Annotated in this window: 12 protein-coding genes; 6 read left to right on the plus strand and 6 right to left on the minus strand. The window is 57.2% G+C overall.

Translation table 11 applies throughout. The features are described 5' to 3' along the window. The first annotated feature begins 89 nt into the window (after positions 1-89). Entirely contained in the window at positions 90-941 is an 852-nt protein-coding gene (gene fabI, locus J4P41_RS02885) for an enoyl-ACP reductase FabI (RefSeq protein ID WP_015074825.1), read from the plus strand. A 1-nt stretch (position 942) separates the two neighbouring features. Next, positions 943-2,025: a chorismate synthase gene (gene aroC / locus J4P41_RS02890; protein WP_426066042.1), complete on the plus strand. Its 1,083-nt coding sequence runs from the start codon at positions 943-945 to the stop codon at positions 2,023-2,025. Between the two features lie 16 nt (positions 2,026-2,041). Here aroC and J4P41_RS02895 read toward each other — a convergent pair whose 3' ends face one another. Next, a complete protein-coding gene (locus tag J4P41_RS02895) occupies positions 2,042-2,473 on the minus strand; it encodes an OsmC family protein (protein ID WP_061931748.1) in 432 nt (143 codons plus the stop codon). A gap of 439 nt (positions 2,474-2,912) precedes the next feature. On the opposite strand from J4P41_RS02895, the gene J4P41_RS02900 reads away from it, so the two are divergent. Beyond that, positions 2,913-4,766, plus strand: coding sequence for a ribonucleoside-diphosphate reductase subunit alpha (locus J4P41_RS02900; RefSeq protein ID WP_226993245.1), 1,854 nt, complete (start codon positions 2,913-2,915; stop codon positions 4,764-4,766). A 73-nt stretch (positions 4,767-4,839) separates the two neighbouring features. Here the strand turns inward: J4P41_RS02900 and J4P41_RS02905 are convergent, their stop codons facing one another. Continuing rightward, positions 4,840-7,401 carry a hypothetical protein gene (locus tag J4P41_RS02905; RefSeq protein WP_426066043.1) on the minus strand — a complete coding sequence of 854 codons (2,562 nt, stop codon included), beginning with the start codon at positions 7,399-7,401 and terminating at the stop codon, positions 4,840-4,842. A 265-nt stretch (positions 7,402-7,666) separates the two neighbouring features. Between J4P41_RS02905 and J4P41_RS02910 the strand changes: the two genes are divergently transcribed. After that, complete coding sequence (locus J4P41_RS02910; protein ID WP_023945411.1) at positions 7,667-8,689, plus strand: ribonucleotide-diphosphate reductase subunit beta; 1,023 nt, start codon at positions 7,667-7,669, stop codon at positions 8,687-8,689. 21 nt (positions 8,690-8,710) lie between these two features. Here J4P41_RS02910 and J4P41_RS02915 read toward each other — a convergent pair whose 3' ends face one another. Next, a complete protein-coding gene (locus J4P41_RS02915) occupies positions 8,711-9,643 on the minus strand; it encodes a tRNA1(Val) (adenine(37)-N6)-methyltransferase (protein ID WP_426066044.1) in 933 nt (310 codons plus the stop codon). A 48-nt stretch (positions 9,644-9,691) separates the two neighbouring features. Here J4P41_RS02915 and J4P41_RS02920 point away from each other — a divergent pair, with 48 nt between their 5' ends. Beyond that, positions 9,692-10,747, plus strand: coding sequence for a polyprenyl synthetase family protein (locus tag J4P41_RS02920; RefSeq protein ID WP_010502434.1), 1,056 nt, complete (start codon positions 9,692-9,694; stop codon positions 10,745-10,747). A gap of 59 nt (positions 10,748-10,806) precedes the next feature. Here J4P41_RS02920 and murI read toward each other — a convergent pair whose 3' ends face one another. Further along, positions 10,807-11,643: a glutamate racemase gene (murI, locus tag J4P41_RS02925; protein WP_426066045.1), complete on the minus strand. Its 837-nt coding sequence runs from the start codon at positions 11,641-11,643 to the stop codon at positions 10,807-10,809. A gap of 5 nt (positions 11,644-11,648) precedes the next feature. Continuing rightward, positions 11,649-12,395 (minus strand): orotate phosphoribosyltransferase, encoded by a 747-nt coding sequence (locus J4P41_RS02930; protein ID WP_010502438.1) that lies wholly within the window; start codon positions 12,393-12,395, stop codon positions 11,649-11,651. Positions 12,396-12,569: 174 nt separating this feature from the next. Between J4P41_RS02930 and J4P41_RS02935 the strand changes: the two genes are divergently transcribed. Then, positions 12,570-12,806, plus strand: a complete 237-nt coding sequence (locus tag J4P41_RS02935) for a hypothetical protein (RefSeq protein ID WP_010502440.1) — start codon at positions 12,570-12,572, stop codon at positions 12,804-12,806. Positions 12,807-12,834: 28 nt separating this feature from the next. On the opposite strand, the gene J4P41_RS02940 is transcribed toward J4P41_RS02935, so the two are convergent. Beyond that, a complete protein-coding gene (locus J4P41_RS02940; RefSeq protein WP_426066046.1) occupies positions 12,835-14,136 on the minus strand; it encodes a citrate synthase in 1,302 nt (433 codons plus the stop codon). Between the last annotated feature and the right edge of the window lie 41 nt (positions 14,137-14,177).

The raw sequence follows: 14,177 nt of genomic DNA on the forward strand, positions 1-14,177 counted from the left end.
GAGGCATTGAGTGTCGTGTTACTCTTGTTTGCTGGCATCTCTTGTGCGACCACGGCGCTAATACGCCAATGCGATTCAGGAAACCTCCAATGTCTGAAACAGAAGACAACATCCCGGCTCCCGTGACCGGGACCCTCATGAAGGGTAAGCGCGGTGTCATTATGGGCGTTGCGAACAAGCACTCCATCGCCTGGGCGATTGCCAGCGCGTGTGCTGCTCAGGGGGCCGAACTGGCTTTTACCTACCAAGGTGAGGCTCTTGGCAAGCGCGTTCGTCCGCTGGCAGAGAGCGTTGGCTCTGACCTGGTTCTGCCCTGTGACGTCAGCGATGATGCTGCAATCGACGCCACGTTCGATGAGATCGAAAAGGTATGGGGCAAGATTGATTTCGTGCTTCACGCCATCGCTTTTGCTGACAAGCAGTACCTGCGTGGCCGTTACATCGACACGCCGCGTGATGCCTTCCTGCAGGCCATGGATATCTCCTGCTATTCTTTCGTGTCCGTCGCCCGTCGTGCGTCTGCCATGATGAATGCCGGCGGCTCGTTCCTGAGCATGACCTATCTCGGTGCCGAGCGCGTCATGCCGCATTACAACGTTATGGGTGTTGCCAAGGCCGCTCTTGAAGCCTCCGTGCGTTACATGGCGGCTGACCTTGGTCGTGACGATATCCGTGTGAACGGTATCTCCGCAGGCCCGATCATGACGCTGGCGGCCAATGGTATCAGTGACTTCCGCTATATCCTGCGCTGGAACCAGCTCAACGCCCCGATGGAGCGTAACGTGACCCTGAAGGATGTTGGCGGTTCGGGCATGTACCTGCTCTCCGATCTTTCCAGCGGCGTGACGGGCGAAATCCATCATGTGGATTGCGGCTATCACACGGTTGGCATGAAGAACCCGGCCGCTCCGGATATCGCAGCTGTCAGTTCCGGGGACTGACATGTCAGACAACAGCTTCGGGCAACTTTTTCGTGTTACCACCTGGGGTGAGAGCCACGGGCCAGCCATTGGCTGTGTCGTGGATGGCTGCCCGCCCCGCCTGAAGCTGTCCGAAGCGGATATCCAGCCCTGGCTTGACCGTCGTCGGCCGGGGCAGTCCCGCTTTACGACCCAGCGGCGGGAACCTGATCAGGTCCGGATCCTGTCGGGGGTTTTTGAAGGCCAGACGACTGGCACGCCCATTTCGCTCATGATCGAGAACACGGATCAGCGGTCGAAAGACTATGGTGAGATTGCCCAGAGCTATCGCCCGGGCCATGCCGATATTGCTTACGATCTGAAATATGGCATCCGCGATTACCGCGGGGGCGGTCGCTCGTCCGCTCGTGAAACGGCCATGCGTGTCGCGGCCGGTGCCGTGGCCCGTGTGCTGCTGAAAACTCTGGTCGGGGAGAGCGTGAAGATTCGCGCGGCCCTGACAGGGATCGGCGGTCAGACGATTGATCCGACCCGGTGGGACTGGGACGAAGTGGAGCGAAACCCGCTCTGGTGCCCGGATGCTGCAAGCGTTGGTCCATGGGAAGAGCTGCTCGACTCCATTCGCAAGGATGGATCATCCATCGGGGCGACTGTTGAGGTTGTTGCTGAAGGCCTGCTGCCGGGTCTTGGTGCGCCAGTCTATGGCAAACTGGATGCAGACCTTGCCGGTGCTCTGATGGGCATCAACGGTGTAAAGGGCGTTGAGATCGGTGATGGTTTTGCCGTCGCTGCTCTTCGTGGTGAGCAGAACGCGGACCCGATCGCGCCGGGGCCGCAGTTCGCGTCAAACCATGCGGGTGGCATCCTTGGAGGTATCTCCACAGGGCAACCGATCGTGGCCCGCTTTGCCATCAAGCCAACCAGTTCGATCCTGACGCCGGTGCCCAGCATTAATAGTGCAGGGGATTCGGTGGAGGTTCGCACCAAGGGACGGCACGATCCATGTATCGGTATTCGTGCCGTGCCTGTGGCGGAAGCCATGATGGCCTGTGTTCTGGCAGACCATCTGCTGCGCAATAATGCGCAGTGCGGCTGGAATAACTGATCCCAACCTCTCAGTTTTAGCTGGCGAGCTTGGCGTCCAGGGTGATCTCTGTATTGAGAACCTTGGACATCGGGCAGCCGATCTTCGCCTTGTTGGCAGCATCAAGGAAGTCAGATTCCGTCGCGTTCGGCACCACGCCGCGAAGCGTCAGATGGGCCTTCGTAACGGCAAAGCCATCACCAACCTTATCCAGGGAAATTGTCGACTCCGTATCGAGAGAGTCGGCCGTAAAGCCTGCCTCACCGAGAATCAGAGATAGCGCCATTGTGAAGCAGCTCGCATGGGCCGCGCCGAGCAGTTCTTCCGGGTTCGTGCCTGGCTTGTCTTCGAATCGCGTGTTGAAACCATAAGGCTGATCCTGAAGGGCGCCGCTCTGCGTCGAGATGGTGCCTTTGCCTTCCTTGATGGTGCCGCTCCAGTGAGCCGAAGCTTTCTTGTTGATGGTCATGAGACGCTCTCCGCGTGTTGGGGTCGGGGTCTCCAACGTGAGGAGCCGGTCTTCGGTTGCCGTTAAAATCGTTTCCCTCTGTGGTTGTGATGTCACGGTCCGAAAACTGCTTGGGGATGAATGGGAACTCATGGCAGTTTTCTGCGATTGCCCCAATATATAGGGGTGTGGATCATTTTTGCCCCTAGATATGGATGACTCCAAATTCACAGGTCTCTCCATTTTGCAAGCGAAGAGTTCGCTTGCAGTGAGCCCGGCGAGTGTGGAATTGGAGGGTCATCAAATCGAAAAAAACAGACCGCCGGAGCAGAGCGCAATGACACTTCATGACGTGACGATGGACACGCCACACACGGCCGACCGACCGCATGACGTGCTACCGCCTGTTGACCATCCTGTTGGTGAGCCTGCTGTTGGGGAAGGGGACGAAACGCCGGATATGTTCGACGATGTCGTCCAGCTTCCCGGTCACCATGCCGTGCGGGTGGATCGTTCACGTGACGCCCTGCTGACGGATTTCGGTAAGGCGACGCTGGACAATCGCTATCTGCTGCCCGGTGAGCATTATCAGGATCTGTTTGCGCGCGTTGCGTCCTATTACGGTGCCGATCAGGGCCATGCCCAGCGCATCTATGACTATATTTCCCGTCACTGGTTCATGCCAGCCACGCCGATCCTGTCCAATGGTGGCACGTCTCGTGGTCTGCCGATCTCCTGCTTCCTGAATGAAGCTGAAGACAGCCTTGAAGGCATTGTTGGTCTCTGGAACGAGAACGTCTGGCTCGCCTCCAAGGGCGGCGGGATTGGGTCCTATTGGGGCAATCTGCGTTCGATTGGTGAGAACATCGGCCGTAACGGCAAGACGTCCGGCGTGATTCCTTTCATCCGCGTGATGGACAGCCTGACATTGGCCATCTCACAGGGCTCCCTGCGTCGTGGGTCTGCGGCTGTGTATCTGCCGGTCTGGCATCCTGAAATCGAAGAATTCACGGAAATGCGCCGCCCGACGGGTGGTGATCCGAACCGTAAGGCCCTGAACCTGCATCATGGCGTGCTGGTTACGGACGCCTTCATGCGGGCCGTCGAGGCTGACGAGGAATGGGCTCTGCTCTCCCCGAAGGATCACAGCATTATCCGCAAGGTCTCGGCCCGCGCGCTCTGGATCCGTATCCTGACGGCCCGCATGGAGCAGGGCGAGCCGTACGTCATTTATTCGGACCATGTGAACCGCGCCCGTCCGGAGCATCACAAGCTGGCCGGTCTTGAGGTCAAGACCTCCAATCTCTGCGCAGAAATCACGCTGCCGACCGGGATTGACCATCACGGCAAGAATCGTACGGCTGTCTGCTGCCTGTCTTCCCTGAACTTGGAAACTTGGGACGAGTGGAAAGACGATCCGCAGTTCATCGAGGACGTCATGCTGTTCCTCGACAACGTCCTACAGGACTTTATCGACCGTGCGCCGGATGACATGGCGCGTGCCAAGTATGCTGCTGCTCGTGAGCGGTCTGTTGGTCTCGGTGTGATGGGTTTCCATTCCTTCCTTCAGGCTCGGATGATCCCGTTCGAGAGCGTGATGGCGAAGGTCTGGAACAAGAAGATCTTCCAGCATATCCGCGCCCAGGCCGATGCAGCTTCAAAGAAGCTGGCGGAACTGCGTGGCCCATGCCCGGATGCCGAAGAATACGGCTTCATGGAGCGTTTCTCGCATAAGCTGGCGATTGCTCCGACGGCCTCCATTTCCATCATTACAGGCAATGCCAGCCCGGGCATCGAGCCGATCAGCGCCAACGTTTTCCTTCAGAAGACGCTGTCCGGCTCGTTCTCGGTCCGTAACCGTCATCTGACCACGATTCTTGAAGAGCGCGGCCAGAACACGGACAAAGTCTGGTCTGACATCACTCTGAGCAAAGGCTCAGTCCAGCATCTGGACTTCCTGACACAGGATGAAAAGGACGTCTTCAAGACGGCCTTCGAACTGGATCAGCGCTGGGTTGTCGAACATGCCGCAGACCGTGCGCCGTTCATCTGTCAGGCACAATCGGTCAATCTCTTCCTGCCCGCAGATGTGCATAAGCGTGACCTACACCAGATCCACTTCCAGGCGTGGAAGAAAGGCCTGAAGTCTCTGTATTATTGCCGTTCCCTGTCGGTGCAGCGTGCTGATGCGGTCTCCACGCTGGCCGTGAAGAGCGATATTCTGGAAGACGAGAAGTATGAAGCCACGGCACAGGCTGCTCCGCGCGGCAAGATGAGCAGTGGTGATTACGAAGAATGCCTCGCCTGTCAGTAAGGTCAGTCGACACAATCTGCTGAAAAATCCCAGTTCCTCATTCGAGGGCTGGGATTTTTTTGTGCAGGGCGTTTCAGGTCCGGTGAGTGCGGCGGCGGAACCCCATGATCAGCAGGATCATCCCCAACGCTGTGGCGATCCATGCCAAGGTTGCTCCGGGAGGGGCAAAATGGAAGTGGATCTGGCTGTTACCAGCAGGGAGAGGGATACGCTCAAACAATCCATCCCATGTTCCTGGAATGATGGAAGTCCCGTTTATGTCTGCTTTCCAGCCTGGCAGCATGATTTCCCGGCGGATCAGATGAGTAGGTTTCTCGCATTGTGCAGAAAGAGTCTCCCGGTCCAGCGGCGTTAAAGCGCAAGGCGCTTCGGTCTCGAAATAGGGAGCCGGGTTCTTCAGTCGGACCAGGTCTCCGGCGGCTGTCTGTAAAACGGGTATCATAGTTTCGCGCACTGCTTCTGTTTCGAAACGAATGCGTGGCCAGGCGATCTGATCTTTCACAGTGGACCAGATCATCACGCCTGTAGTTGCGTTCTTGAGACTCAATGTCAGGGTCCGGGCATCGGGCGGGATCATTCTGTCCAGCTCAATCGCTGCTAGACCGTTATCCTTTGCCTGTTTCAATGCAGCTTGACCCGTAGCGCATTCCTGATCGGAACAGATGGACAGGGCGAGAAAGCCGTCTGAATGACCGCTGTAGGTTCCCAACTGGAGGAGGGCCAGTTTGCTGGAAGGCTTTTCCCAGGAGGAAATGTCAATTCTGACGTCTGACGATGTTGGAATCAGGGGAAATCCACCAGGCTGACGATCTTTTAGAGAAAAGGGTGTGATGCTGGGCAGACCCTGCCCCGGCATGACCAGAAGGGCCGAGACGCCAAGCTTGGAAAATAGATCCGGGCGGTTTGCCAGAAAAGTTTCCAGAAAGGCGTCCCCGCTTTCGGTAAATGGGTAGGACCCATTGAAGGTTACGGAATCGACCTTGGAACCGAAATCCTGTCTCAGTCGCTGGATCCATGCTTTTGGCGTTGGGATGGCATTATGGTTGATGGAGGCGATGCCAAGATATGCACCATAATTTGGTTCGACCGGGCCTATAGTGACGAAACGTTGAAGTCCGGTTTCTGCTCGAAGGGCGGTGATGAGGGATTGATCGGGACGGGGGGCTTCCGGGTAGGCGCTGAGAAGAGGAAAACCGAACAGGGCAAGGCTTTCACAAAGGGCCATAAGTCCCAAGGCCATGGGAGGCTTTCTGCACCAGGAGAGTGCCAGAGCGGCAATGAGGCAAAGCAGTCCAAAAATTAGCGAGCCTGTTGCATAGGTGTGTGAGGAGAACGGGGGGGCGGAAAAAGAACGAAGTCGTTCCAGTGCCGAACGGTCCAGAAGATACGCCACTATAACCAGGGCACTGAGTATAAAAGCGGAGAGCACAAGCGCATTGCGCCGCCATATGCCCCGAAACATGTCATCCAGCGTAAAAGCCGCCAGCAGGATCAAACAGCTTTCCACCATGGGTTCGCACAGGCGGTAGAAAACCGTGTGTCCCACCCCTGGAATCAGATCCACAAGCTGGGTCAGAAAAGGAACGCCAGCCTGTTTGCTAACGACAGCGATGATGATGCCAAGTAGCAGGAAGCGCAGTGCACGTTCTTTCTTCCCCCCTGTTGCACACAGGGCCAGAAATGGAACAACAAGACCGCAATATCCCCCCAAGGCATACCATGCATCCAGTTCCGCCCCATAAAATATGGGGCCGTTGATGTAAGGGAAGAGCAGCATGGCCCATGTCTGATGAGGGAGCGCATCATCATTGATCCCGGCATGAAAGCCAACATCGGCATGAGGCAGAAAAGTCAGGAAAGCCAGAAGCTGTGGAGCAGCAATCAGGCCCGCCGTGATGCCGCCAAGGGTAATATGCAGGGCAAAGCGTAACTTGCCTGAGCCCGTCTGGAAAAAGCGGAGAACCGCCTGCCCAAGAGCGATCAGTCCAAGAAGAAAAGCCGTTTCCGGAAATCCCGCCAGAAGAAGATAGGCCAGCCCCAGAGCCAGCCAGCCCCAGTTTCCCGTGCGGGCGCGTTCTACCCCATAAAGCGCGAGTGGCAGAAAGGCGATTGGCTCGGAGGGGCCGTCTGAAGCCCAGGCGTAAGTTCCATTGAAGGCATAGAGAAGTGCGCCGATCAGGGCAGCGCGTGCATCAAGGCGAAGTTGTTTCAGGAGGGCATATGTTGAAAGTCCGGCGATGATCTGAAGCGTGCACTTCATCATCAGTAAGCCGTTCGGAAGGCCCAGAAACAGCACGAAAGGAAGAAAAAACGCGGCGGGTTGGTATTCGCCGGCCAGCGGCATACCAACCCCGCTATAGGGATTCCACCAGGGGATAATACCATGCGCCCAGTCCCGTGCGACCAGTCGCCCAAGGGCTTCCACAAAAACCCCGGCGCACCCGTCAATCCAACCAGGGTTGCCCGGAATGAGCGCTTTGGAAGCTGCCGCGGCATTCGAGACCATCAAGGACGTCGTCATCATCGGATCGGTAGAAAAAAATCCGAGCCATTCGGGCAGATAAACGGAGATGGGCAGAAGGACGAGCGCGAGAAGATGGGAGCGCGGCCAGAAGCAGCGCGGTTTCTGGGGCATGGAGGTTCCGCCTGGAGGGTTGCACTGCTTGCATAACCTTCGTGTTTTCGTCTCACAAGAGAACGGAATGTCGACTGATGCCTCGTCGGACGTTATGATCCCTCCCAGAATGATTCTGGATGACCGGGGTTGAGCAGAACTGCACCCGGATCATGGTCTCCAGATTGTCTAAGGTATTGAAAAACACGGATTTTCATGTGTCCGCCTTCCTTTTGGAGAGGGCGATTGGTCACAGGGGGAACGTGTCTTTGAGGAAAGTAAGGTCATGAGCAACCCGACCCCGACTGCTGGTGAAACGCCAGCACCCGAGCACTATGACCTGATGACCGCGAACCCGGTTTACAAACCGTTTCGCTATCCTTGGGCCTATGACGCATGGCTGACCCAGCAGCGCGTTCACTGGCTGCCGGAAGAAGTGCCGCTGGCTGATGACGTGAAGGACTGGCACCGCACGCTGACGGAAGCCGAACGCCATCTCGTGACGCAGATTTTCCGCTTCTTCACGCAGTCGGACGTGGAAGTGAACTCAGCGTACATGAAGTACTACAGCCAGGTCTTCAAACCGACCGAAGTGCTGATGATGCTGTCGTCCTTTTCGAACATCGAAACGGTTCACATCGCGGCCTACTCGCATCTTCTCGATACGATCGGGATGCCGGAAACAGAGTATTCCGCGTTCCTGAAGTACAAGGAGATGAAGGACAAGTATGATTTCATGCAGTCCTTCAACATCGCGAACAAGCGCGAAATCGCCAAGACCATGGCGGCTTTCGGTGCGTTCATGGAAGGGCTTCAGCTTTTCGCTTCCTTTGCGATTCTGCTGAACTTCCCGCGCTTCAACAAGCTGAAGGGCATGGGGCAGATCGTGTCCTGGTCGGTGCGTGATGAAACGCTGCACTGTCTGTCCATGATCCGCCTGTTCCGTACGTTCATTCGTGAAAACCCGGAACTGTGGACGGAAGATTTCCGCGAAGAACTGACCCAGATCTGCAAGACGACCGTTGAGCACGAAGATGCGTTCATTGATCTGTGCTTCGAAATGGGGCCAGTCGAGGGCATGACGCCGGCGGACGTGAAAACGTATATCCGGTTCATTGCAGACCGCCGTCTGACACAGCTTGGTCTGGACCCGGTTTATGGCGTGGAAGAAAACCCGCTGCCATGGATCGACGACATGCTGAACGCTGTTGAGCATGCCAACTTCTTCGAGAACCGCTCTACCGAATATTCCCGGGCCTCTACATCTGGCACATGGGAAGAAGCTTTCGAAGGAAGCGTCTTCGAGTAATTTACCTGGGGGAGGCCAGCTTCAGGGTAGAGCTTCCCCCAGTCTCAAGACCCGTTCGGCCGCAGCGGTAAAGCAGCCATCTTCTTCATGCAGGGTCATTCCTGGCTTCAAGCGGAAAATACCCTTTCCGCCATGGATAGCCTGAACCAGCACCAGCTTCGCCTCCCGTCCCTGTTTGGGCCAGAAGGGGTAGAACTGGATTGAGCCACACCCATTTTCCAGAAGTGTCTGACAGGCTCTGTCTGCGATTGCCGTGGATATGATGAACGTCAGTGTCCCACCGGGGAGAACCCAGCGACTCAGGGCTGAAATCCAGGCCTGTGGGTCGCTGTTTGCTGTGCTGAGGGCAAGGCGTCGTCGTTCGTCCGGGGACGGGGTGCCGTGGGCACTGTGCCAGGGAGGATTGGCCATCACATGATGAAAGCGGCCATTGGCTGTGGGAGCTTTTGCCCGCAGGGAAGATGGAATGTCTGGCAGAACGGCCTGAACGACAGACAGGTGTGTCCGCGAGTCTGGAAAGGGGTTGTTCAGGAAATTGTGAGCAGCGAGTTCCACCGTGTCGCCATCTGCCTCAAGGCCAATTCCGCTTACACCCGCTATACGAGTTGCAAGGCAGAGTAATCCGGCTCCAGCGCCGCAGCCCGCTTCAAGGACGGTCTCACCCGCTCTTGCGGGAATGGCCGCAGCCATCAGGACAGGTTCCAGCCCCGTGCGATATCCCTGCCGGAACTGCGTGTAGCGGAGTCGTCCGTCCAGTAATGTTCCGGTCCTTTCTTTTTCAGAAAGGGAGGAAGTGCTGGTCAGGGAGGTCTTAAGGGGCTGCAATGGGTTGACCGCCTTCCTGCTGCCGCTCATATGGTCATTCCAACCTGTCGTCCGGCGTGAACATGGCCCGGTCGCTTTTCCATACAGGAAGAACGAACGGGACTGCGCCATATCATATCGTGCCTGCATGGTCCTGGGCAGTCCCGGGACATTTTGCAGGAACTGGAGTAAAGACCCTTGGATTCTGCCGCACCGGATGCCGCCGTGACCGTTGATAAAGCTGTGGTTCAGGGTGCGGGGGGCGAGAGTGCGCTATCGGCGCTTTCTGCCTACCTTGAAGAGGATATGCTGGCCTGTAACCGTGCGATCATCGCCCGAATGGAGAGCCCGGTTCCCCTGATTCCGCAGCTTGGCGCCCATCTTGTCGCCGCTGGAGGCAAGCGCCTTCGTCCGTTGCTGACGCTGGCCTCTGCACGTCTCTGCGGTTATCAGCCGGGGCCGGATCATCAGCGTCATGTCGGTCTTGCAGCCTGCGTTGAGTTTATTCACACCGCGACCCTTCTGCATGATGACGTTGTGGATGAAAGCACGTTGCGTCGTGGACTGGCTTCCGCCAATGCCGTGTTCGGTAACAAGGCCTCCGTGCTGGTTGGGGATTTTCTGTTCGCCCGCTCGTTCCAGCTTATGACGGCAGACGGCTCTCTCAAGGTCATGGCGATCCTGTCAGATGCATCTGCGACAATTGCTGAGGGTGAAGTCCTTCAGATGGTTGTGCAGAATGATCTCACGACGCCTGTTGAACGGTATCTCGAAGTCATTCACGGCAAAACCGCTGCGCTGTTTGCGGCTGCCTGCCGCGTCGGTGCTGTTGTGGCCGAACGCCCGGATGCCGAAGAGGATGCTCTGGAACAGTTCGGCACCAATCTGGGCATGGCGTTCCAGCTTGTTGATGACGCCCTTGATTATGCCGCAGACCAGCAGGTTCTGGGCAAGACCGTTGGCGATGACATGCGGGAAGGCAAGATTACTCTGCCGGTCCTAGCCGCCTACGAGGCTGGTTCACCGGAAGACAGGCTTTTCTGGGAGCGCGTTATTGGAGAAGGCGAGCAGACCGAAGCTGATCTGCCTCACGCTCTGGAACTGATTGCAAAGACAGGTGCGATCAACACGACAATCGCCCGGGCGCAGGTCTATGCGGATGCGGCTGTTGAAGCCCTGTCCATTTTCCCGGATAGCGAACTGCGTCGTCTTCTGATCGAGACGGTTCAGTTCACGGTAAACCGGGCGCGCTGAGCGGGTTTGTTCTACGTCGACCTGTGCTTCATGCCGGGATGACGTAGAACTTGACTGCTTCAGGCCGTAACGGAAACGGACCTGAAAAGAGACCATCCCGAAAATCCCAGTCGACTGACAGCCTGTTCCAGGCGCTGTGCGTTGAACGGTGCGCTGGTCATGAGAAGGCGTTGTGGAGGGGGCATCTCAGGGCCGGGTAGTGAAACTGCGGTTTCCAGAACCGTGCGAACCTGCCGGGCGACGGCGGGAGCCGGGTCCAGCCAGTTCAGAGGGCGTCTGGCCAGCCGCTCGAAGGCAGGCAGCAGGAAAGTATAGTGGGTGCAGCCCAGACCTACGGTGTCAATTTCGTCGCCATTGGGCTGACTGAAAAGCGCAGTCAGTTCCTGTTCGACATCCGCATCCGGGATGTCATCTCCCAAAAAAGCACGCTCCGCCAGATCGGCCAGCCCCCGGGCACCATGCGTAATCAGGCGACAGTCCGAAGCGAACTGCCTGTGCAGATCCAGAACATAGGGTCGCCGTGCTGTTGCTGCTGTCGAGAGTAGTCCGACGGTGCGGGTGGTGGAGACACGCCCAGCCCAGCGGATGGGAGGGACACAACCCACAACAGGAATGGAAAGGCGTTCCCGAAGGGCGGGCAGTGCGATTGTGCTTGCTGTATTGCACGCAATGACGAGCACATCGGGTCTGAGTTCGTGGCAGGCGGCGTCAAGCAGAGTGACAATCCGATTGGTCAGCAGATCGTCAGGCTGCTCGCCATATGGGAACAGCGCGGTATCAGCCAGATAGTCGATCGTGAGGGTTGGGAGGGTATCGCGCAGAGCCTGCACGACACCCATTCCTCCAATCCCCGAATCAAAGGCAAGGCATCGATACGAAGGGGCAGGTGAGCCCACTGGCGTTAGCCTTCCGCTTTGGCCTTGAGTGCCAGCGCTTCTTCGGCGCTGCCAACACCGCCGTGCTTGCGGGACCAGCCACAGGGATCTTCAAGGAAACGACGAACCTCGGCGCTGTCCTTCTCGGAGAAGTAATCGCCGCCTGCACAGGCTTCGAGAACGTCCCACCAGGTGCACAGGGCGTGCAGGGAGATGTCCATGTCTGCCAGCGTTTTGTGCGCGCCGGGGAATACGCCGTAGAAGAACACGACGAAGGTGTGGTTCACGATGGCGCCTGCATCGCGCAGGGCATTGGCGAATCGGATTTTGGATGCGCCGTCTGTCGTCAGGTCTTCGACCAGCAGGGTGCGCATGCCATCGGGTACATCACCTTCGATCTGTGCATTGCGGCCAAAGCCTTTCGGCTTTTTGCGGACGTAAGCCATCGGCGTCATCATGCGGTCTGCAATCCATGCAGCGAACGGAATACCGGCTGTTTCGCCACCGACGACCGCATCGATGCTTTCATAACCGATGTGACGGCCGATTTTCTCAACGGCCAGTTCCATGATCTTCGTGCGCGCACGTGGGAAGAAGATGATCTTGCGGCAATCGATATAGACCGGAGACTTCCAGCCTGACGTCAGGGTGTAAGGCTCTTCCGGGCGGAAGTTGACGGCTTTGATCTCAAGAAGGATGCGGGCCGTGGTCAGGGCTGCGTCCCGATCCCACTGTGTGCGGCCTGCGATCGGGCTGTCTCCGTGCTGTGTCATGCTGCTCTCCACTGACGTCGTTTTCTGTGGTTTACCGGCCACAAGGCGTGAAGGGTAGTGCCAAATTCGCCCGCACTTGTTGCTGTCATAGGGGGAGCCAATCTATGCTTGCGGAGTCAGGTCTCTCCCCCTAAGGAGTAAGACCGTTTTTCCTCTTCTGAAGCAGGATCAAAAGTGAGCATCGAAACCAGCCGGATTGGCCGGAAATGCGAACGTGCCGTCGTAACAGCCTATCAGGAACTGCGTGAGGTCGGTCAGCCGGACATGCAGGCTTTTGCCGCATGCACCACGCTTTACCGTATCCATCACCCTGAGTCGTCCATCACGGAAGCACGCCGCCTTGTTGCGGAATGGATTGACCATCACGTCGTTCGCAAGGCCGAGGGCCAGACCCCCGGCTGTGATTGCTGATCAGACGATCTGAAAGGGCGGGGGCTTTTCAGCCCCGTTCGCTCATAGGGACAAAGTCCCGCTTCGCTTCCCCAACGTAAAGCTGCCGTGGACGTGTGATCCGTCCAGCAGGATCCTCAATCATTTCTTTCCACTGGCTGACCCAGCCAACTGTGCGCGCAACAGCGAACAGCACGGTAAACATGCTCGTCGGGATACCGAGGGCTTTGAGGATCAGGCCGGAATAGAAATCCACGTTTGGGTAGAGCTTGCGGCTAACGAAATAATCATCATCCGTCGCGACACGCTCAAGCTCCTTGGCCAGATCCAGCAGCGGATCATGCTCCAGGCCCAGCTCGGAAATCACTTCATGGCAGGTGGCCTGAAGAATTTTCGCCCGGGGATCAAAGTTTTTGTACACGCGATGACCGAAGCCCATCAGGCGCACACCGGAATTGCGGTCCTTTACCTTCTCAAGGAACGCCGGAATACCATCGCGGGTACCGATGGATTCCAGCATATTCAGAGCTGCTTCGTTCGCACCGCCATGAGCGGGGCCCCACAGCGCCGCAATGCCAGCTGAAATACAGGCATAGGGATTGGCACCCGTTGAGCCGACAAGACGGACCGTTGTGGTTGAGGCGTTCTGTTCATGATCTGCATGGAGAAGCAGGATACGATCCATTGCACGGGCCAGAACCGGATTGACGCGATAATGATTCCCGGGTCTTGCGAAAAGCATGTGCAGGAAGTTCTCGGAGAAGGACATTTCCTCATCCGGATAAATGAACGGTTCTCCGATGGAATATTTATAGGCCCAGGCTGCGATGGTTGGCACCTTCGCAATCAGGCGGCGCGCTGAAAGATCCCGGTCTTTGGCCTGAGAGATGTCCAGACCATCGTGATAAAATGCGGAGAGTGCTCCCACCGTGCCGCAAAGAATAGCCATGGGATGAGCATCTCGACGAAACCCGTTAAAGAAATTGCGGATCTGTTCGTTCAGCAGCCGATGTGTATTCATATCGGCCTGAAAAGCCTGATATTGCGGCGTTGTGGGAAGCTGTCCGTAGAGCAGCAGATAGGCCGTCTCGGTGAAGCTGGCATTCAGGGCAAGGTCTTCAATCGGATAACCACGATGCAGCAGCGTTCCTTCATCCCCGTCGATGAACGTGATCGCGCTGGTACAGGTCGCTGTACCCACTAGGCCCGGATCAAAGGAAAAGACCCCAAGCTTTTGAGCGGCACCGCGCAGATCAACGACGTCCGGACCCATAGTCCCCTTCAGAAGAGGAGCCTGCATGGAGGCTTCACCGGCTTGAAGGGTAGCGGTTTCGGGCTTGGGGTCGTGCATGAAAGGAGAGCCTGCCTGACAGGGTTACGGGAAGGCGCCAA

Source organism: Gluconobacter sp. NFX36 (assembly GCF_049887835.1).
GTDB lineage: Bacteria > Pseudomonadota > Alphaproteobacteria > Acetobacterales > Acetobacteraceae > Gluconobacter > Gluconobacter japonicus_A.

What these genes read in the sequence shown, in the direction of transcription:
- fabI (WP_015074825.1), top strand. Translation starts at nt 90, where the DNA reads ATGTCTGAAACAGAAGACAACATCCCGGCTCCCGTGACCGGGACCCTC.
- aroC (WP_426066042.1), top strand. Translation starts at nt 943, where the DNA reads ATGTCAGACAACAGCTTCGGGCAACTTTTTCGTGTTACCACCTGGGGT.
- J4P41_RS02895 (WP_061931748.1), bottom strand. Translation starts at nt 2,473, where the DNA reads ATGACCATCAACAAGAAAGCTTCGGCTCACTGGAGCGGCACCATCAAG.
- J4P41_RS02900 (WP_226993245.1), top strand. Translation starts at nt 2,913, where the DNA reads ATGTTCGACGATGTCGTCCAGCTTCCCGGTCACCATGCCGTGCGGGTG.
- J4P41_RS02905 (WP_426066043.1), bottom strand. Translation starts at nt 7,401, where the DNA reads ATGCCCCAGAAACCGCGCTGCTTCTGGCCGCGCTCCCATCTTCTCGCG.
- J4P41_RS02910 (WP_023945411.1), top strand. Translation starts at nt 7,667, where the DNA reads ATGAGCAACCCGACCCCGACTGCTGGTGAAACGCCAGCACCCGAGCAC.
- J4P41_RS02915 (WP_426066044.1), bottom strand. Translation starts at nt 9,643, where the DNA reads ATGCAGGCACGATATGATATGGCGCAGTCCCGTTCGTTCTTCCTGTAT.
- J4P41_RS02930 (WP_010502438.1), bottom strand. Translation starts at nt 12,395, where the DNA reads ATGACACAGCACGGAGACAGCCCGATCGCAGGCCGCACACAGTGGGAT.
- J4P41_RS02940 (WP_426066046.1), bottom strand. Translation starts at nt 14,136, where the DNA reads ATGCACGACCCCAAGCCCGAAACCGCTACCCTTCAAGCCGGTGAAGCC.